Below are 23310 nucleotides of genomic sequence, written 5' to 3' on the forward strand. Positions count from 1 at the left end.
CCCCGGGGCCGCCGCCTCCGCCGCCGCCGGCGCCCTTGCCACCGCCGCCTCCAGCACCTCCGCCGTCGCCGGAACCCCCTGGGCCGCCGCCCACTCCCGGTCCTTCGCCCAGCCCCGGGCCGTCGCCGTGCAGCTCGCCCAGTACGGCTTCGGGCTATTCGATGCAGTGCGGGTTCACGACGCAGAACTGCCTTTGCACGCTCTGAGTGAAAGCCCGGAGAGTGCCGATATTCCTTTTCACCACGCGCTGCGGCGGTTGCGGGAGGCGGCGCTCGCCGGGGTAGATTTCACGGCATTTCATCCCGCGGCGCGGGATGTGCTGGCCGATCATCTCGTGCGCAGGCTGTCGGCCGCCTCGGCGCCGGTCTTGCAGCGCGCGTTCGAGCAATTCGCCGCTCCGGGCGCGCGCCTGGTGTCGCTGTTCGTCTCGGCCGAAACGTCGCGACCCGCCGATTTCCGCTACCGCGCCTTCGTGGCGTGGCTGCTCGGCGATGGCTGGAGCAAAGTCCATTCGGACTATCCCGTTCTCGCGGAGGTCATGGCGGGGCTGATCCGGGACTGGACGCATTTCTGTTCGGAACTCGCGACGCGAGTGCGGGCGGATTTCCCCGCGACGGCCGTCGAGGGGCTGCGGATGGCTGGCTCCGACCCGCACAATGGCGGCCGCGAAGTCGTGCGGCTCTTCATGACCGGCGGCGAGTCGATGATCTACAAGCCGCGCAGCGTGGCGATGGAACACGCCTTCTCCGCCTTGCTCGACTGGTGCAACCGCAATCCGGCCCTGCCGGGTCTCGACTGGTACGTGCCGTGGGTCCGCAGCGAGGCCGGCTATGGCTGGATGGAATATGTCGAGACGCTTCCTTGCACGGATGCGCGCGACGTCCGGCACTTCTACCGACGTGCCGGCGGGCTCGCCGCGTTGCTGTACCTGCTGGGGGCGACCGACTGCCATTGCGAGAATGTCGTCGCGCATGGCCCATATCCGGTGCTCGTCGACGCGGAGACCTTGTTGCAGCCGCGCTATACGCCGCCTTTGCCCACAACCGGTCTCTACGAGATCGCCGACCCGCTGGGCTGGGATACGGTCGCGCGGTCAGGCTATCTGCCGCGCTGGGAACTGACCGATACCGGCCGGCTGGTTGATATAAGCGGTCTGAGCGGTGGCGCGGATACCGCAGCCCGAGGCCCTGTGTGGCTGGAGGCAAACACCGACGCGATGCGGCTGACCTGGGGAGACCTGCCGACGCGGCCGATGCCGAACCTGGCCCGGCTCGACGGCGCCGCGACCAGCGCCGCCGACTGGCAGGCCGAGGTCGAGGCGGGGTTCGAGGAGATGTGGCGCGCGCTGGAGGGCGCAAGGGACGACTTGCCCTTGCAGCCCTTCGCCGAGTTGACGACGCGCTTCATCTATCGGCCGACGCAGCTCTATGCCGAGCTGCTCTGGCAAGCGTCCCAGCCCGAGAGCCTGCAGTCGCCCGCAGCGCAGGAACAGGCGTTCGGTGTGCTGGACAAGGCGATGGAGGTCCTGTGCGATCCCGTCGCGGAGCGGAAGCTTGCCGAAGAGGAGCGCGCGGCGCTGCGGCGGCGCGATGTCCCGCTGTTCACCGTGGCATGTGGCGCCTCGACACTCGCGCCCTCGTCCCTGCCTTTTCGTGATTCGGCCTGGAACGACGTTGGTGCACGGCTCCGGCATTGGAACGATGAGGCCTTTGGCCGTCAAAAGGCGATCGTCAGGGGCGCGCTCCGTGCTCTGGCCGCCATACCCGTCCCGTTCGTCGAACCACCGCTGCCCTTTCCCGAGCATGACGGTTCGGCGGGCCAGGCCGTGCTGCTGCGCGCTGCCCGAACGATCGCCGACCGGCTGTTACAGGCCAGCTTCCTGGTCGATGGTGGGCGAAGCTGGATCGCCCTGCAGGACAGGTCGCCGGCACCGTGCTTCCAGGTCGAACCGGTCGGGTTCGATCTGTATGGCGGCACGTCCGGCATCGCGATATTCCTGGCCGCCGCCGGCATGGTGCTGCGCGACGACCGCTATGTCGCCGCCGCCCGGGAAACGGTCGAGCCGCTGCGCCGTGCCCTGACGTCCGACGATGCGACCTTGCGGGAGGCGCTCGGTCGAAGCGTGCCCGCCGGCGGCCTGAGCGGCATCGGATCGGTCGTGTATGCGCTCACGCGGGTCGGCAGCATCCTCGGCGATACGGACCTGGTCAGCGCGGCATGCGAGGCGGCGCGGCTGATCACGCCGGAGCGGATCGAGCAAGACCGCTATTACGACATCGCGAGCGGCAGTGCCGGTACGCTGTGCGCGCTGCTGGCGCTCTGGAAGATGAATCCCGACCCCCTGCTACTGGCCCGCGCGGTGGCCTGCGGCGACCATCTGCTGCGGCACCGGACGGGCGAAGCTGGCCGGCGCGCGTGGCGGACCTTTGCCGCGGTGCCGCTGACCGGCATGGGGCACGGCGCGGCCGGAATCGCCATGGCGCTGCTGCGCCTGTCGGAGGTCACCGGCGACGCACGCATGGCGGAGGCGGCGGCGGAAGCCCGCGCCTATGAGCAGGACCTGTTCAGCGTCGAGCAGAGTAATTGGCCCGATCTCCGGGATGCCTTCCGGGTGGGCGATACGCCTGCCTTCTCGACCGCCTGGTGTCACGGTGCTCCGGGTATCGGCTTGTCGCGACTGGAGGGCGACCAGGCCGCGAGCGCTCGGGAGATCGACGCGGCAATCGACGCGACGCGGCGGTCCGGCATCCAGGGACCCGATTATGTCTGCTGCGGCACCATGGGTCGGATCGACTGGCTGCTGGAAGCGGGCGTGCGTCAGGGGCGTGCCGCGATCGTCGACGAGGCCGTGGCGGCGAGCGTCTTCCTGAGCCGGCGCGCGGAGGCGAATGGCGGGTTCCGCCTGCTGGCGAACGCATCGGCGGACGACGTCAAACCGGGTTTCTTTCGCGGCTCGGCGGGCATCGGCTACAGCCTGTTGCGGTGCGCCGTTCCGGGTACGCTGCCCTGCGTGCTGGCCCTCGACTAGGTGCCGGATTCGCTCCTGCCTCTGATCGACCTTCTGCCCTTTGGTCGCAACGCGCCGGAACTCCGGCGCATGGCGGCGACGCTTCCTTTCTCCTCCTACATCGCGATCGAGTTGCGGAGCGGCGACACGGACTCACTTAGCCTGTGCGCCCATGTGCCGCCGCGCCGGGGGGAGTGGCGCCGGTTCCATCCTCTTATCCTCGCCGCCTGCCTCGACGAGGAGGCGGCTTGCGCGGCGTTCGTGCAGAGCGCGTATCTCGAGTTCGACGCTCCCTACACCGATGCGCCGGGCGTGTTTGTCGGGCTGCGCACTGACTTGCCGGCCCGCGAGACTGCCGCGCGGGCGGTCGCGAGCCTCGTCGTACCGGGAACGCAGGTCCCCGACGACCTGGCGCCTTATGTTTCGCATGTGGCGGCAATGCCCGCGCGCTCACCTTCTCTTCTCCGTCTCAATCTTCTGGCCGCGGGAATCCTGTGTGTTGCACCGTTGGAGCAACTCGCGGCGAGCGTGGCCGATGTCACCAGTTATTGTGTGGGGAGCGTCGATGTGACGCGCGGTGCGCTATCCGATCGGGTCGGCCTGGAATGTTATGTGAAGGATTGGGAGCGCTTCCTTGGGCTATGCCGCCGGCGCGGCTGGTGCAGCGACGCGGACGTGGTGCGCTGGCTCTCCTGGCCCGGCGAGGCGGCCGGCCCGGTCGTCGACGATCTGCCGGACTGGGCGCGGTGGACGGGTCAGCTGCTGAACGCGCGAAGCGGGGTGGTGCGGACGCTCAATCACGCCAAGCTGATCGCGCGGTCTGGCCGGCCGGTGGAAATGAAGATCTACCCGGCTGCCCACCATGTCTGGCACTGAAGTGGGCACGCGCCGTGTGGAATGGCGCGGCGATCTGTTCGTCGCTGACCTCGACGAGGTTTCCGCACGGCTGGCGGCATGGCCGCTGATCCCGCGACCGTTCGAGCACACGCTGACCTTCTTCCTGCATCCGGTCGACGACGACTGGGACGTCGCGACCGCGATCCGGATGCGCGCCTACCGGAATTTGCCCGAAGTATCGGCCGACGCGGTTGCGGCGGTCCTGTCGTCCGGGGTGGAGGGCAAGCTCCAGGCAAAATCATCCCTGGGCAAAATAGAGCAGCTGGGCCCGGTTCTGCTCCGCACGATGCCCGATGGCGGCGCGCCGCTTCTGACGTCGCGCGGCAGGGTGTACCGCGTCCATTCGGTGCGGGTTTCGGCGCGCGAACACCGAAGCTTCTCGCCCGGAGCGGCGGCGCCGTTCGGGCCCGCCGCTGAACTACGCCGGATCACGGTCGATCGCACGCGCGCGCTGTTCCGTATCGACCCGGCGGCAGGAACGGTCAGGTCCCTCGGCGATCTCGGCCCGCGTCTCGAAATCAAGGCGCCGACCCGCGCCGCGGTCGATACCGTGCGGCGAACGCTCGATCCGCGCGGCGCCATTCGCGTGCGGCCGAACGCGTCCCTGGCGCTGCTCTTCCAGGACGTGCTGCGGCAGAGGATCGACTCGGCACCCGCCGGCTTTCCGGAGATGGAGATCAAGTTCGACGTCCCCGGTGGGCTTGCGGACGACGATGCCGATGCGGTGGCTGAAGCGATCGCCGACACCTTCGAGGTGCTGCTGCCGTCGCCGACCCGGATCGAGCGCGTGCGGCGCTACCATGTCTGCCACGACGGTGACGCCGGCGCGGAGTGCACCGTGGTCGAGACTGCCTCCGGTCGCCTGTCGGCCAAGCGCAAGCAGGGCGAACGCCGGCTCGGATCGGCCTTGCTGCGCGACACGATCGCGTCGCGTACTACCGATACCGACGGCGCGCTGTGCCCGGTCGCCCAGTTCACCCGCGACCTTGGCTGGACACACATGGCCATGTTCGAAAAGGCGCAGACCAAGATCCCCTTCGCTCTTCCGGAAGGGCGTGCCTACCTCGTCAGCCTGGACCGCTGCACTGCGGGGCAGGGGCGGCTCGATCAGGTCGAGATCGAATTTATCGGCACGGTGCCGGGCGCGCCCTTTCCGACGGCCGAGACCGTCGCCGATGACCTTGCGCGACTTGGTGAATGGCTGGTTGCCGGCCCGCTCGGTCGCAGGCTCGCGCCCGGTGCCGGATCCAAGCACGCCTTCTTCCGCACCATGCCTGATGCCGCTTCCGCCGGCCGTCAGCGTTCGGCGAGTGCGATATCGAGCACCGCGTGAAAAGCGCGACGCTCTTCCGCCATCGTGTGCCTGCTCGCGACCGCGTCTCCGCCCGCGCGTAGCCTGTCGCGAAGCGGCGCGTCGGACAGCGCGCGCATCACCGCGGCCTCATGCGCATCGAGGTCGTCGCGCGGCGCGATCAGGCAGGTCGCCTCGGGCCGGCAATGGCCGCGATTGCCGCCGGCATCGTTGGTGATCACCACTGATCCCGCTGCCATTCCCTCGAGTGCGGGGAGGTAGAATCCCTCTACGGCATTGGGCAAGGCGACCAGCACATCCGTCGCCCCGATCAAGGCCTCATACTCTGGCTGCGGCAAGCGCGGGACGCCGGCGAGGGCAGGCGCAAGCCCGCGGCGCCGGAGGCGCCCCGCGAGCGCCTCGGCGAGCGCAGGCTGCTTGCCGGACAGGATCGTCACGCCGATCGATTTGCTGTCCGATCGCCGCGCGAAGAACCCGTCGGCGGCCCCGATTGGCACCAGATGGATCGGCCCGCCCGCCGCCGGAGCGAGCGCGTCGAGCAAGGCAGGGGTCGTACAGATGCGCCGCGCCGGCCGGGCCAGATAGCCGCGGAGCACCGGATCGGTGAGATACCCGGGATGCTGGGTGAAATGGAGGATTTCCTGGCTCGACGCGCCTTCCGGCAGCAGCGACCAGTCCTTGCCGTTCAGGGCGACAAACCGGGCGTCGGCAAGATCGGCACGAGGATCGCCGACGATCGCCGCGTCGGCGATGCCCTCCCAGATGTCGCTTTCGCGGTGACGCGACCCGGGCGAAAACCACAGGGCAGCGTCGATCGACGGGTGCGCCGCCGCATGCAGATAATAGTCGCGCACCTTGACGTTACCGCCGGTGGGGGCACCGAAGTGTCGGATCAGCAACAGGCGGTGTCGTGAAGCCATCGTCTCTTTCGTCTGGGCCATGCGTTGGCGCCCGATTCAACACTAGCGCGAACAATGCAGGATGCAGCCCGGCGGCGCCATCGGCCAACCGCCCAGCTCATTCTCATTGTCGATTGAATGTTGGAGGCATTTTCCCGCTGATCAGCGGTAAAATCGCGCCGGTTTTCCGCTGGTCCGGCACATTTTTCCGCTGTTATTCCATAACAGGGAAAACCGACCTCAAGGCATTGGCGCTGAACGAAAAAATATCGCCGAAAATCCAACATAACAGCGGAAGAAAAAAGTGAGGCGAAAAATCGCGCTTTTGTTGGAGACTATCGCTTCGGCGCGAGCATCGGCGGGCGCCAGTCCTTCATGTCCGCGGTGTCGCTCACCTTCCACGGCACGCCCTTGCTCGTCAGGAACAGCTTCTCCATCTCCGGCCGGGTGAAGGGCCGCGAGCCGAGCCGCCCGAACACTGCGATCTGTCCGCCCGTCTCATCCACCGCCCGGTCGCGGTCGAGCCCCTTGGACAGGGCGAGCGCAGGGGAGGGAGTCTTCGCCCAGGCGATCAGCTCGGGCATCGGCGCCGGCGAGAAGCCGTAGAAGTTGCGCTGGCTGCCGGGCGAGGTCAGTTGCAGCACCTTCAGCCCGTTCCGCCCGTCGGCGACATAAGCGAACAGCGAGGCATTGGTGCTGCCCAGGATCACATCCTGCGCATCGTTGAGCTGCCCGTCAAAAGTGACCTTCTTGTAGAGAACCGGCCGCGTCGGATTGGTTACATTGGCGATCACCAGCCCCTCGGCGCCCGCCGCGACATAGGCATAGGTCCGCGCGACATAGAGCCGCCGGGCATCGGCCAGCGGGATCGTGCCGGAGGGCACCGCGACCGGATCGAGCAGCTTCGTCACGTCGAACAGCTTCACGCCCTCGGCATCGGTCACCCAGAGATAACGGAACTGGATCGCGCTCGCCCGCGCATCCCGGAGCGGGCGGACGGCGGCGAGGCGCGGATGCAGCGGATCGGCCAGGTCGACCACCACCAGCCCGGCATCCGCGGTGATGTACGCGACCGACCCCGCCAGCACGATGTGCCGCGCGCCCTTCAGCACGCCGCCCTCGTTCCAGGTCACCGCGCGCTTCAGGAAATTGTTGCGGAACTCGCCGTCCGCCATGGTCTCGATATTGACCAGGATCAGCCCCTCGACCGCATCGGTGACGGCGGCATAGCTGTAGATCGGCAGGAACGCCTGTTCCTGATTCATTGCACGCATGGCGGGCGTGTTGCGCTGCGGGTTGATCGGCTGACCGGTCGGCAGCGCCATGCAGGTCGCGTTTGTCGACGCGACGCGCGTGTTCTGCCCGAGCTTCGAGAAGGGCGCCGAGACGATCGGGTCGGAGAAGCCCTTGTTGGCGATCGAGGCGACATCATAGACGCGAAAACCGCCGCGCCCCTCCGCCACATACATATATTCGCCGCGCAGCTGCAGGCAGCCGACCCGGTCGGACGTACCTTGCACCACGTTGCGGAACGCCTCCTTCGACCGCGTCTCGCCGGAGAAGCGCCTGTCGAAGGTCTTGCCGCGCACCCAGTTTTTCAGCTCGCGCTTGTTCCCCTCGACATGCATCCGCCAGTAATCGGGATAGGCATAACGCTGGAGATAGGAGCCGATCACCGCCTGCGGCTCCTCCCATTCGGTGACGCGCACGGCCTCGAACCCGCGATCGAGCCCGGTCCAGGCGTTCAGTCCGACGAAGTTGACGCTATTGGTGCCGAGCAGCAGCAGCTGCGCCATGATCGCGTTGTTGTCGTCCTTCGCCGACAAATGGCAGTCGGTGCAGGTCTTGGTCTCGGTGGTGCGCACCGTATGCGGGAAATGCGGGGCAAAGGCCTGGCTGGAAAAGCCGATCGCGCTGATCGGCGGTTGCTGGATATAGATGCGCTCGCGATTGACGTTGGTGGAGGACAGCACCAGCGCCGAGGAGCTGCGCACCGGCGTCACCACATTGCCCTTGGTCGTCATGCCGCGCCCAAGCTGGAACATGTCGTCCCGCGCCACCTGCGGGTTGTAGGTCGCGAAGTTGCGCGTCTCCTCGCCCTTGAAATGGTGGGTCGAGGTCTTCCAGTTCGCCTCGATCGGCAGATGGCAGCCGCCACAACTCGTCGTCCAGCTCAGATGGCAGGTGTAGCAGGTGACCTTGTCCTCGCCATGCGCCCGGTCGACGGCGGGGATGCCCGGCCCGAACGAGAATTTCCCGTCCTCCCCGCCATAGCGGCTCATCAGCTTCGCGCGCGCCGCCTTGGCGTTGAAGTGGCTGCTGGCCGGGTCGACGCTGTCCTTGACCAGCCGAACCTCCCAGCTGAGCTTCGGATCGACGATCGATCGCTGGATCAGCACTCTCGGCCCGAGCGGCTTGCCGATCCATTCGAAACGGCGCTGCCCGTCGGGATTCCGCAGGATCGACAGGTCGTTACCTTGAGGCCTTGCCGCCGGCCCCGACGTTCTAAGGGTCGGATAGTCATCGGCGGTGCCGTGGCAGTCCTTGCAGCCGATCTCGACCGCATTGGCTACCTCGCCATAGATCAGCCCGTTGCCATGGCTATCCTGCGAGAAATGGCAGTCGGCGCACTGCATGCCCTTCTCGGCATGGATGTCCATCAGGTGCACTGCCTTGCCGGGATTGCTGCCCGGCGGCACGAAGGCGCCTTCGCCTTTCTTGCGCCACTTCTCGGGATCGTCCGGCCAGACGATCTTGCCCTCGGCATCGAGCAGATTGCCCTCGCGGTCGCGCTTGAACACCCCGCGGAAATTCCAGCCATGGCCGTGATAATCGGCGAACTGGGTGTCCTTCAGGCCCGGGTTGAGATCATAGACGTTGCGCAGGAAATCCGGGTCGCTCCACCTCCCCAGCGCGGCGGCCGCCTCGGGGTTGCGATCGTTGCTCGCGCGCACCTCGGCCGCGGTCGGATATTTCTGCTCCTTCGGCCACATCGAAGGGGCGTCGGATTCATAATCCCACATCGTGTAGCCAAGGTAGGAGTTCAGGAAGATGTTGGGCTGGTGCATGTGGCAGCTCATGCATTGTGCCGTGGGGATAGCGCGGGTGAAGGCGTGGCGGATCGGGTGGCCGCTCTCCCGCATGCCGGGCACGATCAGGCCGCCATGGCCTGCGTTGGCGGTCTTCGCGGCAATGGTCGGATCGACCGTCGCGCTCTGCCCGTCGCGGCCGAATTCGGCATAGATCAGGCTGTGCCGCGGCTCGCGGTCATTGGCGTAGATCACATGGCAGCCGGTGCAGCCCGATCCGCGATAGTCGCCCGGCTGCTCGTTCGTCCCCATGAACCACATCAGCGGATCGTTGAGCCGGGTCTTGTGGATGTTGAGCACCGGGATGGCGACGCGTAGCCCCGTGCCCGGCCCGCGGTTCGACTGTTTCAGGTCAGGGCGCCCCGGCTCCTCCAGTCGCTGGATCGAGCCCGTGGGATTGGGCAGCCCGACCTCGGCGAACTGAGTGCTGACGTTGCGCCCGCCGCGCTCGAACACCCGGAACACGTCACCCGGCGGCGTCACCTGCCAGGTCGGCAGCGGATACATCGCCGCCAGCGCTCCGCGCTTGGCCTGCGCCTCGGTCACCGTGCCCGGCGGCGATCCCGGCGAGACGATCTTCGCGGGCTCGCCCTTGTCGGTATAGGCCTCGCCGAACACGTAATTCTTGAACGGCACGATGCCGTTATTGTACGCAGCCCCACCCCACAGCATCGCCCCCGACGCCATCAGCGACCGCTCGGCCGCCTCGATCACCTCGAGATGGCAGGCCCCGCAGCTGTTGCGCACCACCCGGTAATCGCCGGGGTTCACGAAGCGGATATACTCCGGCGCCTCCTTGTTGAGCAGCGTGTAGCTTCCCTTGGGATTGGCCGAATCCGGATAGTTCCAGCTGTGCGGATAACGCGGCAGCACATGCGCCTTCTCGCGCGCCGCGACGTAAGCGGGGTCGTTGAAGCCCAGATCGGGATTGCCCCGGATCGCTGCATCGCCGCCATGGCAATCGGTGCAGCCGAGCTGGACCGCCGGGCTCGCATGCATCGACGGCTCGTCGGTGCGGGTATGGCAGGAGGCGCAGCCGTCCGACTTGGCGGAGACCTGCTCCGGCGTCTGGCTCATCGGCGCCGTCAGCATCGGCGCATAGGTGCGCGCGACCGGCTTCTCCTCGTCGCTCGCGCGCAGCATCGCCGCCGGCACAAGCGCCATCGCGATCGGCAGGAGGAAGAGGAGCCTGCGCATCAGTAGCTCAGGATCATATTGGCGAGGATCGAATAATAGGATCGGTCCCGATCACTCGCCGCGAACAGGTCGCGAAAACCGCTACCCGGTACCAGGACCGCGGCCGATAGTCGCACCACGATGTTCTGCGTCGCCCTGGGCCGCCAGATCGCCGCGGCGGACAGGTCCCAGCCGATATCCTTCGGGATGCTCCCTTCGTTGCGGAGCGTCTGCAGGACGGCCGTATCGGCGAACCAGAGATGGTTCACGTTGGTCGACAGCCGCGTCGTCGGCGTGATGTCGAAATCCCCGCCGACACCGACCAGCGCCGTCCCCGGATTGTTGAAGTTGGACTGGCCCTGTTCCTTGGAGGAGCGCAACGAGTTGAGAATGCCGTTGCGCCCACTGATTGCCACGGCCCGCCCGCCGCCGGCAAAGGGGATGGTCTGGCGGATCCAGTAGCTCGTATCGGCGCCGGCAAAGATCGGGTTCTCGAAGATCGCATCGAACCCGTTCTCGACATTGTCATACGGATGCCGGTCGCCACTCGCATAAAGCCCGGAAAGCCGGAAGCGCATCCAGTCCTTGTCGTAACTCAGCTCCGCCGCGCCGAAATAGGCCCGGATCTGCGCCGGCCGGCTGGTGAAGAAGCTGTTCCGATCCTGCCCCAGCGCGCCATAGAGCGATGCGGTCAGGTTGAGCCGCCCGATCCGCCCGTCGGCATTATAGCCGAGATAGACCACGTCATAGTCCCGCCCGCGCAGGTCGCCGAGCAAGGCGGGGCGGACCGGAAAGCCGTTATCGTCCACCTCGATCCGGCCCGCCTCGCGGTTGCGATTGTAGACCGCGGTGACCTGGCTGGTCAGGCCCGGGATCAGGAAGTCCTGGCGGTACACATTGCCGACGAACACGACATCGTCGCGCGGCCGCTCGATCACGCTGTTCAGGCCGGAATTGGTGTCCTTCTCCAGCCGCCAGAACGCCGCGAGGTTGAACTGGAAGCGATTATTGTCGCGATTGCCGAAAAAGCGCACGCCGAGCTGCTGATCGTTGAACAGGAACCCGCGGAAGTCGCTCTGGAACGGCTGGATCCCGATACGGATCGATTCAAAATCATAACGATCGGACGTATTGCGGAAATGATAGTCGACGAACAATTCCTGCACGCCCACGAAGCTGTCGGTACGGTGGCTCGGCCTGCTCGGCTCGACGAACAGCACGCGACGCTCGGGCACGTTCACATGGTTGAGGTTGAAGGCGAGGGCGATGCGATATTCGATCTCGGGCGGCTTGAACGCGGTCGATCCCTTGAACAGCGACGCGCCCAGGATGAAGGTCTGCGAGAAGACGTAGCTCGCATCCTTGCCGAAGATATCGAAGCTCTGCGGCCGCTCGGTCGTCTGCACGCCGACGGGAATGGGGAAGGTGCGCGGCTCCAGCACGGTATCGCTGACCGCGCTGGCGGCGAAGAACCAATCCTCGCCGTGAATCGGCAGCCACGGCACTTTGTGCGGATCGATCGGCCGGTCGCCCTTCAGGGTGTTCTGGTTGTACGGATCGAACCAGCGTTCCCTGACCAGCCCGAGCGACTGGATCAGCCGCCAGCGGTCGGGCACCGGAATCTGATCGGTCGGAAACGCCTCGGGCGGCGGCGGTCGGACCGCGCCGATATTGTTCTGGGTGACAGGGTCGGGGAGGGGTTTCTCATATCCCGGGCGGCGCCGGCCTTCGATCGTCTCGACCGGGGAAGCCTCTTCCTTGCGGGGCGGTTCCTGCACCTGTTCGGGCGGAGGACTGGCCGCCTGCACGAGAAGCAGCAGAGGGGACAGGAGCGGGCTCACTCTCCGTCACCCCTTCTTCCTTCCCCGGCGAAGGCCGGGGTCCAGTCGGGGGAGGCTAATGATCGAACGCCGCGCGCCGTTACTGCGACCTCTCCAACTGGACCCCGGCCTTCGCCGGGGAAGGAAGAAGGGGGCGGGCTCACGCCTAAAGCCCCGCACAGACATTCTGCGTCGCGCTATCGAGGAACGGCGCGAACGGACAATTGATGTAGCGCAGCCTTACATTCGAGGGAGCGACCACCACCTGGTCCGCTCGCATCGCCACCGGTGCGTTGCCGATGCTCCCCACACGCAGCCCGCCATTGTGCAGCCCGAGGAAGCTGATCATGTCGTCCTGGTCGATCCCGTCGCCCGACACGCCGATCCCGCCGACCAGCACATTGCCGCGATAGATCGGCACCGATCCCGGGAAGATCTGCAGCCCATTCTGCAAGCGGTTCTGGCCCAGCGCCGCATCGGGGATGAAGGTGCAGCGCTGCGGCGTATCCGTCCCGCTCGCGCCCGTCACGAAGCTCAGATGCTGGCCGAGATTGGTCAACACCAGTGCCGATTGCAGCCCCGTAGAGAAGGGATTGAACTGCGCCACCGGGCGGGAGAGCGGGCCATTGGGCCGACCGACTTCACCATCGGGGAAATAGGGCCGGGCAAGATTCCCACCCGACCGGTCGGCAAAGGCGATGGTCCCGGTCAGCGCATTGGGATCGCCGAGGAACGTCCGCGTCGCCGCGACGAAGCCGCGCACGTCTGCGCTCGGATCGCCGAGCAGTTGTGCGCCGGCATGGGGGCTCGACATGAAGGCCGCGGTCCGCGCCTTTTGCAGCGACACGTCGGTCCCGAAGATCGGCGCATCGGGCGATCGCACCAGCCCCAGCACCGCCCCGCGCGTGTCGACCATCGAAATGCTGACCTGCGCCCGGCTATCGAGCGGCTGGCGGATCTGTGCCCGGGCGCGGCTCATCACCGCAAAGGCCTCTTCGAGCACGGCCCGGACCTCGGCGGCAGTGAGCGGCTGGGCGATATCCGCCCCATCGGTGCCGGCGCGGATCGGGAGACGGTCGACGCCTGATCCGTCCGTCAGCACAAAGGCATCACGATTGGAAAATTCTGCAGCAGTGGAAGGTCTTATGCCAGACACCTCGCTTCCATAGGTAGCTCCGGTAAGGATTGCCGGTGTCGGTATGCCGAAATAGCCTCGTACCGCTAACAGCGTCCCCAGCCCGGGATTGGTGGCGGCGTAGCTCGGCGTGCCGGTTGCGATCAGTCCGGCATAGCTCGCATCGGAAAAACGAAGCTGTGTCCCGTCAACATAGATTCGGTCGGCGCGGATCGCGGCAGGCGCCTCGAACCCGACCGTGCCGGCCAGCGCGATCGCTTCCTCCGGGTCATTGTCCACATCGAGGATGTTCGGATCGAAGCCATAAACCCCGTCAGCCATCACCCCGATGCCGCCGACAACCACCCCGTCCTTGTAGAGCGGAAAGCCGCCCGGATCGGCGGAAAGTCCCAGCGGCGAACGCTTGGGCCCGATCGACGCCATGCTGCCACCCGCGCCGTAGCGTGCTGCAAGATCGGAGCAGGGCAACTGGCTGAACTGCACCCCGAACAATGGCCCGCTCTCCAGCCCGACCGTGGACGGCGCAGGCGGGAAGTGAGTCTGGACGATCTGGCTGGCGGTGCGCGTGGAGAAGGCGTTGCCGCCGCTCGACAGATAGGCACCCGTGATGGCCTTGGCGATCGCCCCCGCCTCCGCAGGCACGGTCAGGTTCTGCGCGTCGATATTGACGCCATTGGGCGCGGCGCTGGTCGTCGCATTCGCCGCCGCGCCGGTCATGCGGAACACCGCGAGCACGTTGCCGACCCGGTCCACCACGGCGATGACGGCGGGCAGATGCCGCGCATTGGCCTCGGCGGCAGCGCGGGCGATCACCGTCTGTACGTCGGCGACGCTCAGCGCCTCCGCGGCCGGCACGGCGTAGAGCGTGGAGGTCGGGGCAGGGGCGGGCGCTGGGGTCGGCGCGGGCGATCCCCCACCCGAACCGCCACCACTGCCGCCGCACGCCGACAGGATCAGCGCGGCGCTCGTCATCAGGCCGGTGAGCCGACGCTTCATCGCAACGCCCGGATGCTGCGCACCGCCTGGCCGAGCGATGCGCGGAAATCGGCAGGACGATAGCCGTTCGGGTCCTTCACCGCGGCATAGGCGCGGTTGATATTGGCGCGGATGCCAGCCGCCGCGCCGATCGTCACGCGCTTCTCCTTGACCAGCGCGTTGAGCAGCGTGTCGATCGCCATCACGCCCTGCACCGACCCCTCATAGTCAGTGAAGCGCGGCGCGATGCCCGGCCCGGCAATGGCATCGACCATCGCAAAGGCGGTCTCGCCCCCGCCGGCCGAAGACAGGGCGGAGGCGAGGGCGGTGGCCGTGGCGGCGAGCCGCCCACCTGCCGCCACGGCAGCGCCGCGGTCCTTCGCCAGCGCCGCGTGGAATGCCCGGCTGTCGCTGTCGAGCCGAGCCGCCATGCCCGGCGCGGCCACCTTCGCAGCAGCGGCAAGCAGGATCATGTTCTCGTCGTTGAACGGCGGCATGCCCGCGGGGATTGGGCGCCCGGGGTTACCCTCCCAGGTCCTGGTTCGCTCCTCCCCGTCATAGATCCGCCGATGGCAGCTATGGCAATCGAAGAAATAGAATTCCGGAAACGCGCCTTCGGTCCCCTTGGGCGTGGCGTACAGGGTCAGCGCGCGGTTGACCGCCATCGCCTGGCCGACCGCCCACATGCGCACGCTGTCCGTCCGGCCCTTGCGCCGGATATAGTCGGCGTCCTCGTCGTGATGCTGCTGCAGCGTCGAGAACAGGTCGAGCTCGAACGAGACGCGTGGATGCCCCGCCGCCATCATCCGGTGCGAAACGAACTGGCCGGGCTTGCTGCTGCCGAAATGGCAATCGAGGCACACGGCCGCCCGTATCGCCGGCCGGTCGAGCGCCAGCATGCCGCGCGAGACATTGGCGGCATGGCTCGCTCCCACCGTGTAATGCGACGCGATCCAGCCCGCCGCCGGGCCATGGCACGCCTCGCAGCCCACGCCGTCCCGGCTCAGGAAGCGCCGCCCCGTCGCCCCGCTCACCGGCGTGGTGTGGCAGCCGAGACAGGCCGGAGCCGCGCTCGGCTCGCCCAGGCCGAGCGTCGCGGTGATCTGGCGCGCGCGAGGATAGGAGAGCACGGCGAAAGCCCGGCTATGCGCGCCGCCCGGCGTGGAGGGCTCCTGCCAGCGCATCAGCTCATCCTGCCGGACGATCACGCCGTCTGCTTCCATCCGACCGTGGCAGGTCGTGCCGGCGCAGCTCGCCACGCCTTCCAGCCCGCTCGTCTCGCGTGCGGTCTGCCCAGCCAGCGAGGCCGATGAGCCAATGATCAGTGCCAGGCCAAGCACGGCCGCAACGGCGACGCTCGTCACGAGCGCGCCGATCCGCAATCCGACGAATTGGCCCCCGATCGCCATGCAGCGCTCAGTCCCCTTGGCCGCCGGCGCTTTGCGCTTCGGCAGCGTGTCGAAACGCGTGCAACCCGTTTCGTCTCTGCCCGAAACGGCCTGTTCAGAATAGCATAAAACGTGCTTCTCAGCGCGGAGAAGGGCGGTTCAGCGTCTGCGGATGACCAGATTACGGATCTCGGTCATGTCCTCCATCGCGAACCGCACGCCTTCGCGGCCGAGCCCCGAGTCTTTCACACCGCCATAAGGCATGTTGTCGACGCGGTAGCTCGGTACGTCGTTGATCACGATCCCGCCGACCTCGAGCCGGTCCCAGGCGTAGAACATCTTGAACAGGTCGCGGGTAAAGATACCCGCCTGCAGGCCGAACTTGCTGTCATTCACTTCGGCAAGAGCGGAACCGAAGTCACTGAACTTGCTGAGCAAGGCAACGGGCCCGAACGCTTCTTCACGATATACCGCGCTCGCCCGGTCGACGTCCTCCAGCAACGTCGCCTCGAGCATCGCGCCCTTACGCTTGCCGCCACAGAGCAGCCGGGCACCACCAGACACCGCCTGCTGAATCCACTCGTCGAGCCGCCGCGCCTCGCCCTCGGAGATCATCGGCCCGATAAAGGTCGACCGGTCCTTGGGGTCGCCCGCCACCAAAGTCTTCGTCTTCGCGACCAGCATGTTCCGGAACTGGTCATACACCGCCTCATGGATGATGATGCGCTGCACCCCGATGCAGCTTTGCCCAGACTGATAGAAGGCGCCGAAGACCACCCGCTCCAGCGCATCGTCGAGATCGGCGTCCTGGTCGATGATCACCGCGGCATTGCCGCCAAGCTCGAGCACGATCTTCTTCTTGCCCGCCTTCGCCTTCAGGTCCCAGCCGACGACGGGTGACCCGGTGAAGCTCAGCAGCTTCAGCCTTTCATCCTCGGTGAACAGCTCGGCGCCCTCGCGGTGCGCCGGCAGGATCGAGAAGGCGCCCTCGGGCAGATCGGTCTCGGCCAGCACTTCGCCGATGATGATCGCGCCCAGCGGCGTGCGGCTCGCCGGCTTCATCACGAACGGACAGCCCACCGCCAGCGCCGGCGCGATCTTGTGCGCGGCCAGGTTGAGCGGGAAGTTGAAGGGCGAGATGAACGAGCAGGGGCCGATCGGTACCCGCTTCCAGATGCCCTGATAGCCCTTGGCCCGCGCGGAAATGTCGAGCGGCTGGACTTCGCCGGTCATCCGCACCGATTCCTCGGCGGCGATGCGGAAGGTGTCGATCAGCCGGCCGACCTCGCCCTCGCTGTCCTTGATCGGCTTGCCCGCCTCGACGCACAGTGCGTAAGCGAGTTCGTCGAACCGCTGTTTGAACCGGTCGACGCAGTGCTGCAGCACCGCCTGGCGTTCGTAGGATGCCATCCGTGCCATCGGCTCGGCCGCGCGGACGGCGCCCGCGATTCCCTCGTTGATAGTAGCTGTATCAGCTTGGGCAACGCGGAATGCCACCTCACCGCTAAATTTGTCAGTGACTTCAAGATCAATATTAGGTTGGGCCGCCTTGTTATTGAGATATAGCGGATAAACCGATTTAAGATGGATCATCACTGGCTCCTGAATGGCATCGCTCGTTGAAGATAGATATGGGACATGATGGTGTCCCATATCTCTCCGGAGCAATTCGCGCCGCGCTCCGATTAAGCCGAAACTTTCGCGCTCAGCTCCTTGATCTCATGGTTCAGGATCCGGTCGTTATCGGCATAGTCCACCGGGCAATCGATCAGATGCACCCCCGGCGTCGCCAGTGTCTGCTTCAGCAATTGGGGCAGATGCGCCGCGCTCTCCACCCGGTGCCCGATCGCGCCATAGCTTTCGGCATATTTGACGAAATCGGGATTGCCATAGGTCAGGCCGAAATCGGCGAAACCCATATTGGCCTGTTTCCATCGGATCATGCCATAACTGCCGTCGTTGAGGATCAGCACGGTCAGATCGAGCTTCAGCCGGACCGCGGTTTCCATCTCCTGGCTGTTCATCATGAAACCGCCATCGCCGCAGATCGCCATTACCTTGCGCCCGGGACAGATCATCGCCGATGCCATGGCGGAAGGCAGGCCGGCGCCCATCGTCGCAAGCGCATTGTCGAGCAGCACGGTATTCTGCTTGCGCGCCGGATAATTGCGGGCGAACCAGATCTTGTACACGCCATTGTCGAGCGCGATGATCCCGTCGCTAGGCATCGCCGCCCGCACTTCCCGCACGAGGCTCGCCGGGAAGATCGGGAAACGCGCATCCCCGTGGAGCGAACCGGTATGCGCCATCTCCGCCGCCCGCGCCGCATGCATCGCGTCGAACGACCAGCCGGCGGAGGGCACGATATCCTCCTTCATCTGCCAGATGGCATTGGCGATATCGCCCAGCACCTCGATCTGCGGGAAATAGACCGGATCCACCTCGGCGGACCGGCTGGAGATGTGGATCACCTCGGTCCCTCCCGCCTTCATGAAGAAGGGCGGCTTCTCGATGACGTCATGGCCGATATTGACGATCAGGTCGGCCGCCTCGATCGCGCGGTGGACGAAATCGCCCGCCGACAGCGCCGCGCACCCCAGGAACTTGGGATGCATCTCGTCGATCACGCCCTTGCCGAGCTGCGTCGTGACGAAGGGAATGCCCGTCTTTTCGACGAACTGGAGCAGCATCCGCCCGGTCATCTTGCGATTGGCGCCCGCGCCGATCACCAGCACCGGCGAGCGCGCCTGTTCGAGCCGCTTGACCGCCGCCCGCACTGCCTTCGGCTCGGCCGAGGGGCGGCGGCAGAGGCTGGCCTTGAGCGGACGGCTTTCGGTCACCTCCTCGGCGACATCCTCGGGAAATTCCAGATGAGTCGCCCCCGGTTTCTCCTCCTCGGCGAGGCGGAAGCTCTCGCGCACCCGGCTCGGGATATTGTCGGCGCTGGCGAGCTGATGGGTATATTTGGTGATCGGCCCCATCATCGCCACCACGTCGAGAATCTGGAACCGGCCCTGCTTGGATTTCTTGATCGGCTTCTGCCCGGTAATCATCAGGATCGGCATGCCGCCCAGCGTGGCATAGGCCGCCGCGGTGACGAGGTTGGTCGCGCCGGGCCCGAGCGTCGCCAGGCACACGCCCGTCTTGCCGGTGTGCCGGCCATAGGTCGCGGCCATGAAGCCCGCGCCCTGTTCGTGCCGCGTCAGGATCAGCTTGATCGGGGAGCGCGACAGGCTGTCGAGGAAATCGAGATTCTCCTCGCCCGGCACGCCGAAGACGTATTCGACGCCTTCTTCCTCCAGGCATTTCACGAAAAGGTCGGAGGCTTTCATCGATCGTTTCCCCCTGGCGGTGTCACCGAACAAAACGACCTGAGCGTGAGTCGACTCTGCCGGACGACTTGCTGGTTCGAAATAGTGTATTCTCCGACCAATAGAAAGCCGCGACTCGAAGCGGCCGGTCGCGTCAACCTTGGCTGATCAGCCGACAAGGGGAGGACGGAAATGGCAATGACCGACCATGTCGACCTGTCGACATTCATGGAAGGCGTCAAGAAACGTAATCCAGGACAAAGCGAATTCATTCAGGCGGTTCAGGAAGTAGCACAGGATATCTACGAGTTTATTGCCGACAAGGAGGAATATCATCACTATCAGATCCTCCGCCGTATCGCCGAACCCGACCGGATCGTGTCGTTCCGCGTCTGCTGGGAGGACGACAACGCCAATATCCGCGTCCAGCGCGGCTGGCGGGTGCAGAACAACAATTCGATCGGCCCGTACAAGGGCGGCATCCGCTTCCACCCCTCGGTCACCGAGAGCGTGCTCAAGTTCCTCGCCTTCGAACAGACCTTCAAGAACGCGCTGACCGGCCTGCCCATGGGTGGCGGCAAAGGCGGGGCGAACTTCAATCCCAAGGGCAAGAGCGATCACGAAGTGATGCGTTTCTGCCAGAGCTTCATGACCGAGCTCTACCGTCATGTCGGCGCCGATGTGGACGTGCCCGCCGGCGATATCGGCGTGGGCGCGCGCGAGATCGGCTATATGTTCGGCCAGTACAAGCGCATCACCAACCAGTTCACCGGCGTGCTGACCGGCAAGGGCCTGGAATATGGCGGCTCGCTGATCCGGACCGAGGCGACCGGATATGGCGCGGTCTATTTCCTGCAGAACATGCTGAAGACCCGCGGCACCGACCTGGAGGGCAAGACCGCGGTCATTTCCGGCTCGGGCAACGTCGCCACGCACGCGGCGGAAAAGATCGCACAGCTCGGCGGCAAGGTGCTGACCCTGTCCGACAGCGAAGGCTTTGTCCACGATCCCGACGGGTTCGATCAGGAGAAGATCGACTGGGTGAAGACCCACAAGACGAAGCGGCGGGGCCGCATCTCGGACTATGCGAAGGAGTTCACCGGCGCGCGCTTCCATGAGGGCAAGACGCCTTGGGGCGTGCCCTGCGACGTCGCCTTGCCCTGCGCGACGCAGAACGAACTGCTCGGCATGGATGCGCGGACGCTGGTCAGGAACGGCTGTGTCGCGGTGGCCGAGGGCGCGAACATGCCGACCAATCTCGAGGGCGTGCATGTCTTCAAGGAGGCGCGCATCCTGTTCGCGCCGGGCAAGGCGGCCAATGCCGGCGGCGTCGCCGTTTCGGGCCTCGAGATGAGCCAGAACAGCGAACGCCGCGCCTGGAAGGAAGCCGAGCTGCAACAGCTGCTGCTCGACATCATGGAGGGCATCCATGATCGCTGCGTCGCTTATGGGCGCGAGCCCGACGGCTATATCGATTATGTGAAGGGCGCGAACATCGCCGGTTTCAAGAAGGTCGCCGACGCGATGCTCGCATTCGGTGTCGTCTGAGAGCGGCGGGACGGTACGGTCGACCCCGCCGCCACGAACGACGATCGTCGCCGTGTGGAGCAGGGGTTGCAAAGGAAGTGGAGGCCCGACCGGGAATCGAACCCGGGTGCAAGGATTTGCAGTCCTCTGCGTCACCACTCCGCCATCGGGCCAGAGGCGGGCGCAGATGCTTCCTTTTTGTCGCGGGGTCAACCGTGCTTGTACGGGCGGGGGCGATTCACCATCAAGCCATGGAAATGGCGCCGATCCCGCTTGACGCGGGCCGCCCGCGCACTGGATGATCCCACCATGTTCTCGATCTTTCTGACGTCGGACTATTTTCCCTTCGCGGTCGCTTTCGTCGTCATGCTGGGGATCGGCCTGGTCGAGGCAGTCGGTCTCGGGCTGGGCCATCTCGATCTCGATCCGGGTATCGACGGCCATGCCGAACTGGATGCGCACGGCGTATTCGAGTGGCTGGGCCTTGGCGGCGGGCTGCCGCTTCTGATCTGGCTCACCTCGCTCCTGTGTTGTTTCACGATCGCGGGCATCGCTGTCCAGCAGATCGCGACTGCACTTGTCGGGGCACCCCTTCACTGGGGTATCGCGTCGGCCGCCGCGCTCGGCACCGGCGGTCTCGCCAACATCTTTGCGGCGCGCGGGCTCGGGCGGATCCTGCCTGGCTATGAATCCAGCGTCATCGATCCCGGGGACCTGCTGCGCCGTCGCGGCACCATCCTGGAAGGCACCGCACGCCGCGGTTTTCCCGCCCGGGTCCGGGTCGTCGACCAACACGACCAGGCGCATTACGTCATGGTCGAACCCCACGAAGACGCCGACACCATCGCCCAGGGCGAAACCGTCCTGCTTGTCCGCCGCGAAGGCGTGATCTTCTACGCATTGCCGGAAAACCATCCGACCCTGCGCCCGCTGCTATAACAAATCGCCCCTAGGAGAATCCCGTGCCCGCATCGCTGCTGAACATCCTGATCTACGCCGGCATCGCCATTGTCGGCCTGATCGTGATCATGCTCATCCTGACGCGGCTCTATCGCCGCGCGACCAAGGACGTGGCGTTGATCCGCACCGGCTTTGGCGGCGAGAAGGTCGTGCTCAACGGCGGCATTCTGGTTTTCCCGGTGCTGCACGAACTGATGCAGGTCCGCCTCACCACGGTGAAGCTCGAAGTGTCGCGCCTCAACAAGGACGCGCTGATCACGATGGACAAGCTCCGCGTCGACGTGGTCGGCCTGTTCCACATCAAGGTGAAGCCCGACGCCCAGTCGATCGCCGCCGCCGCCCAGACCCTTGGCGAATCGGTCAACAGCCCGGACGCGGTGAAGGCGCTGCTGGACGGCAAGCTCGTCTCGGCGCTGCGCTCGGTCGCGGCGACGATGACGATGGAGCATCTTCACGCCAATCGCGCCGACTTCATCCAGAAGGTCCAGGAAGCGCTGATGACCGACCTGGACATGAATGGCTTCCAGCTCGAATCGGTCTCGATCACCCATTTCGACCAGACCGCGTTCGAGCATTTCAACGAGAACAACGCCTTCGACGCCGAGGGCCTGACCGTGCTCACCCGCACGATCGAGGAGCGCAAGAAGATCCGCAACGACATCGTCGCGACCAACCGTGTCGAGATCGAGCAGCGTAACCTCGATGCCAATAACCAGTCGCTCGAGATCGCGCAGGCGGCGGAGCAGGCCCGGCTGACCCAGGAACAGACGCTCGCCGCCCGCCGCGCCGAACAGGCGACCGCGATCGCCACCGCGGAGGCCGAACAGACTCGCCTCGCCGAAATCGCGCGCATCACCGCCGAACAGGCGCAGACAGTGGCGCAGACCGAAGCCGACAAGGTCATCCAGACCGCGACCATCGCCCGTGACGGCGCTGTCCAGACCGCGACGATCGAGCGCGACCGCAATATCGAACTCGCCCGCATCACCACCGCGGTGCAGACCGCGCAAAAGTCGGAAGAGGAATCGACCGCTACCGCCGCCGCTAACGAGGCGCGCGCGCATGCCGTCCGCGCCGAGGAAAGCGTCGCGACGGCAAAGGCGACCGAAATCGCCAACCGTACCAAAAACGTCGCCGTCATCGCCGCGACTCAGAAGGCCGAGGAAGAGGCGGTCGGCATCACCGTCGCTGCCCGTGCCGAGAAGGAAGCCGCCGAAGCGCGCGCGATCGCGCTGCGGACCGAGGCGACGGCGGATGCGGATGCCGAAAAGGCCCGTGCCGAGGGTCGCGCCGCCGCGTTCAAGGTCGATGCCGCCGGCCAGACCGCGATCAACGAGGCCACCAATGTGCTCAACGACGCGCAGACCGCGTTGCTGATCCGCAAGGCGATGCTCGAGGCGCTGCCCGGCATCATCGCCGCAGCGAGCAAGCCGATGGAGCAGATCGACAAGATCAGCATCCTCGACGCGCGGGGCCTGCACGGCAACCCCGGCGGCGCGGATGGCGGGGAAGGAGGCGGCAATCTGGCCGACGCCGCCGTGGCTGCGGCGATGCGCTACCGGGTCGGCGGCCCGCTGATCGACGCACTGATGGCGGAACTCGGCATGGGCGGCGCCACGCTCAATGGCCTGCTCGGCGGCGCCGCGCCGGTGATCGTCACGGAGAAGGGGGACCCGGCGGAATAGGAGCGACCTGACGGGCTGGGCGCACTCGGCTAGAGCGCGTCCCCCCGGGCGGGTGCACCGTCTTCGGTTATGACGAGGCGAGTCGCGAAGTCGTCCTTCACCATGCGGCGCCCGCAACCGCGGCACACG

The 23310-nt window shown here is 66.2% G+C and carries 13 protein-coding genes and 1 tRNA gene; 6 read left to right on the plus strand and 8 right to left on the minus strand.

Annotated features, from left to right (window positions below):
* The 3 genes from AC1DX5_RS23070 to AC1DX5_RS23080 all read left to right on the plus strand — a co-directional run.
* The coding region (locus tag AC1DX5_RS23070; RefSeq protein ID WP_478017572.1) for a type 2 lanthipeptide synthetase LanM family protein at window positions 1–3028 on the plus strand (3028 nt) is incomplete at its 5' end.
* Window positions 3029–3883: a hypothetical protein gene (locus tag AC1DX5_RS23075; RefSeq protein WP_478017574.1), complete on the plus strand. Its 855-nt coding sequence runs from the start codon at window positions 3029–3031 to the stop codon at window positions 3881–3883.
* Window positions 3870–5237, plus strand: a complete 1368-nt coding sequence (locus AC1DX5_RS23080) for a hypothetical protein (protein WP_478017575.1) — start codon at window positions 3870–3872, stop codon at window positions 5235–5237. Before AC1DX5_RS23075 ends, AC1DX5_RS23080 begins: the two co-directional genes overlap by 14 nt.
* Here AC1DX5_RS23080 and AC1DX5_RS23085 read toward each other — a convergent pair.
* The 7 genes from AC1DX5_RS23085 to AC1DX5_RS23115 form a co-directional block, all read right to left on the minus strand.
* Window positions 5201–6157, minus strand: a complete 957-nt coding sequence (locus AC1DX5_RS23085) for a glycosyltransferase (RefSeq protein ID WP_478017577.1) — start codon at window positions 6155–6157, stop codon at window positions 5201–5203. The two genes, AC1DX5_RS23080 and AC1DX5_RS23085, sit on opposite strands and share 37 nt — an antisense overlap.
* A 293-nt stretch (window positions 6158–6450) precedes the next feature.
* Window positions 6451–10401 (minus strand): LVIVD repeat-containing protein, encoded by a 3951-nt coding sequence (locus tag AC1DX5_RS23090; RefSeq protein ID WP_478017579.1) that lies wholly within the window; start codon window positions 10399–10401, stop codon window positions 6451–6453.
* On the minus strand, window positions 10401–12221 hold the full coding sequence (locus AC1DX5_RS23095) for a hypothetical protein (RefSeq protein WP_478017581.1): 1821 nt from the start codon (window positions 12219–12221) through the stop codon (window positions 10401–10403). The genes AC1DX5_RS23090 and AC1DX5_RS23095 overlap by 1 nt, the downstream gene beginning before the upstream one ends.
* Window positions 12222–12366: 145 nt before the next feature.
* Window positions 12367–14331 (minus strand): heme-binding protein, encoded by a 1965-nt coding sequence (locus tag AC1DX5_RS23100; RefSeq protein ID WP_478017583.1) that lies wholly within the window; start codon window positions 14329–14331, stop codon window positions 12367–12369.
* Window positions 14328–15719, minus strand: coding sequence for a multiheme c-type cytochrome (locus tag AC1DX5_RS23105; RefSeq protein ID WP_478017585.1), 1392 nt, complete (start codon window positions 15717–15719; stop codon window positions 14328–14330). The genes AC1DX5_RS23100 and AC1DX5_RS23105 overlap by 4 nt, the downstream gene beginning before the upstream one ends.
* Before the next feature lie 138 nt (window positions 15720–15857).
* Complete coding sequence (locus AC1DX5_RS23110; protein ID WP_478017587.1) at window positions 15858–17291, minus strand: aldehyde dehydrogenase family protein; 1434 nt, start codon at window positions 17289–17291, stop codon at window positions 15858–15860.
* Window positions 17292–17383: 92 nt separating this feature from the next.
* Window positions 17384–19030 carry an acetolactate synthase large subunit gene (locus AC1DX5_RS23115; RefSeq protein WP_478017591.1) on the minus strand — a complete coding sequence of 549 codons (1647 nt, stop codon included), beginning with the start codon at window positions 19028–19030 and terminating at the stop codon, window positions 17384–17386.
* Window positions 19031–19201: 171 nt separating this feature from the next.
* Between AC1DX5_RS23115 and gdhA the strand changes: the two genes are divergently transcribed.
* A complete protein-coding gene (gdhA, locus tag AC1DX5_RS23120) occupies window positions 19202–20557 on the plus strand; it encodes an NADP-specific glutamate dehydrogenase (RefSeq protein ID WP_478017593.1) in 1356 nt (451 codons plus the stop codon).
* Window positions 20558–20635: 78 nt separating this feature from the next.
* Here gdhA and AC1DX5_RS23125 read toward each other — a convergent pair.
* Window positions 20636–20709, minus strand: a tRNA-Cys gene (locus AC1DX5_RS23125).
* Between the two features lie 136 nt (window positions 20710–20845).
* Here AC1DX5_RS23125 and AC1DX5_RS23130 point away from each other — a divergent pair.
* Window positions 20846–21475 (plus strand): OB-fold-containig protein, encoded by a 630-nt coding sequence (locus AC1DX5_RS23130; RefSeq protein WP_465176541.1) that lies wholly within the window; start codon window positions 20846–20848, stop codon window positions 21473–21475.
* A 23-nt stretch (window positions 21476–21498) separates the two neighbouring features.
* Window positions 21499–23181 (plus strand): flotillin family protein, encoded by a 1683-nt coding sequence (locus AC1DX5_RS23135; RefSeq protein WP_465173099.1) that lies wholly within the window; start codon window positions 21499–21501, stop codon window positions 23179–23181.
* The last annotated feature ends 129 nt before the right edge of the window (window positions 23182–23310 follow it).

Source organism: Sphingomonas sp. P2_B6, assembly GCF_056404755.1.

Excerpts from the sequence above, each read along its gene's own strand:
- AC1DX5_RS23080 (WP_478017575.1), top strand. The coding sequence starts at position 3,870 with ATGTCTGGCACTGAAGTGGGCACGCGCCGTGTGGAATGGCGCGGCGAT.
- AC1DX5_RS23085 (WP_478017577.1), bottom strand. The coding sequence starts at position 6,157 with ATGGCCCAGACGAAAGAGACGATGGCTTCACGACACCGCCTGTTGCTG.
- AC1DX5_RS23090 (WP_478017579.1), bottom strand. The coding sequence starts at position 10,401 with ATGCGCAGGCTCCTCTTCCTCCTGCCGATCGCGATGGCGCTTGTGCCG.
- AC1DX5_RS23100 (WP_478017583.1), bottom strand. The coding sequence starts at position 14,331 with ATGAAGCGTCGGCTCACCGGCCTGATGACGAGCGCCGCGCTGATCCTG.
- AC1DX5_RS23105 (WP_478017585.1), bottom strand. The coding sequence starts at position 15,719 with ATGGCGATCGGGGGCCAATTCGTCGGATTGCGGATCGGCGCGCTCGTG.
- AC1DX5_RS23110 (WP_478017587.1), bottom strand. The coding sequence starts at position 17,291 with ATGATCCATCTTAAATCGGTTTATCCGCTATATCTCAATAACAAGGCG.
- AC1DX5_RS23115 (WP_478017591.1), bottom strand. The coding sequence starts at position 19,030 with ATGAAAGCCTCCGACCTTTTCGTGAAATGCCTGGAGGAAGAAGGCGTC.
- gdhA (WP_478017593.1), top strand. The coding sequence starts at position 19,202 with ATGGCAATGACCGACCATGTCGACCTGTCGACATTCATGGAAGGCGTC.
- AC1DX5_RS23130 (WP_465176541.1), top strand. The coding sequence starts at position 20,846 with ATGTTCTCGATCTTTCTGACGTCGGACTATTTTCCCTTCGCGGTCGCT.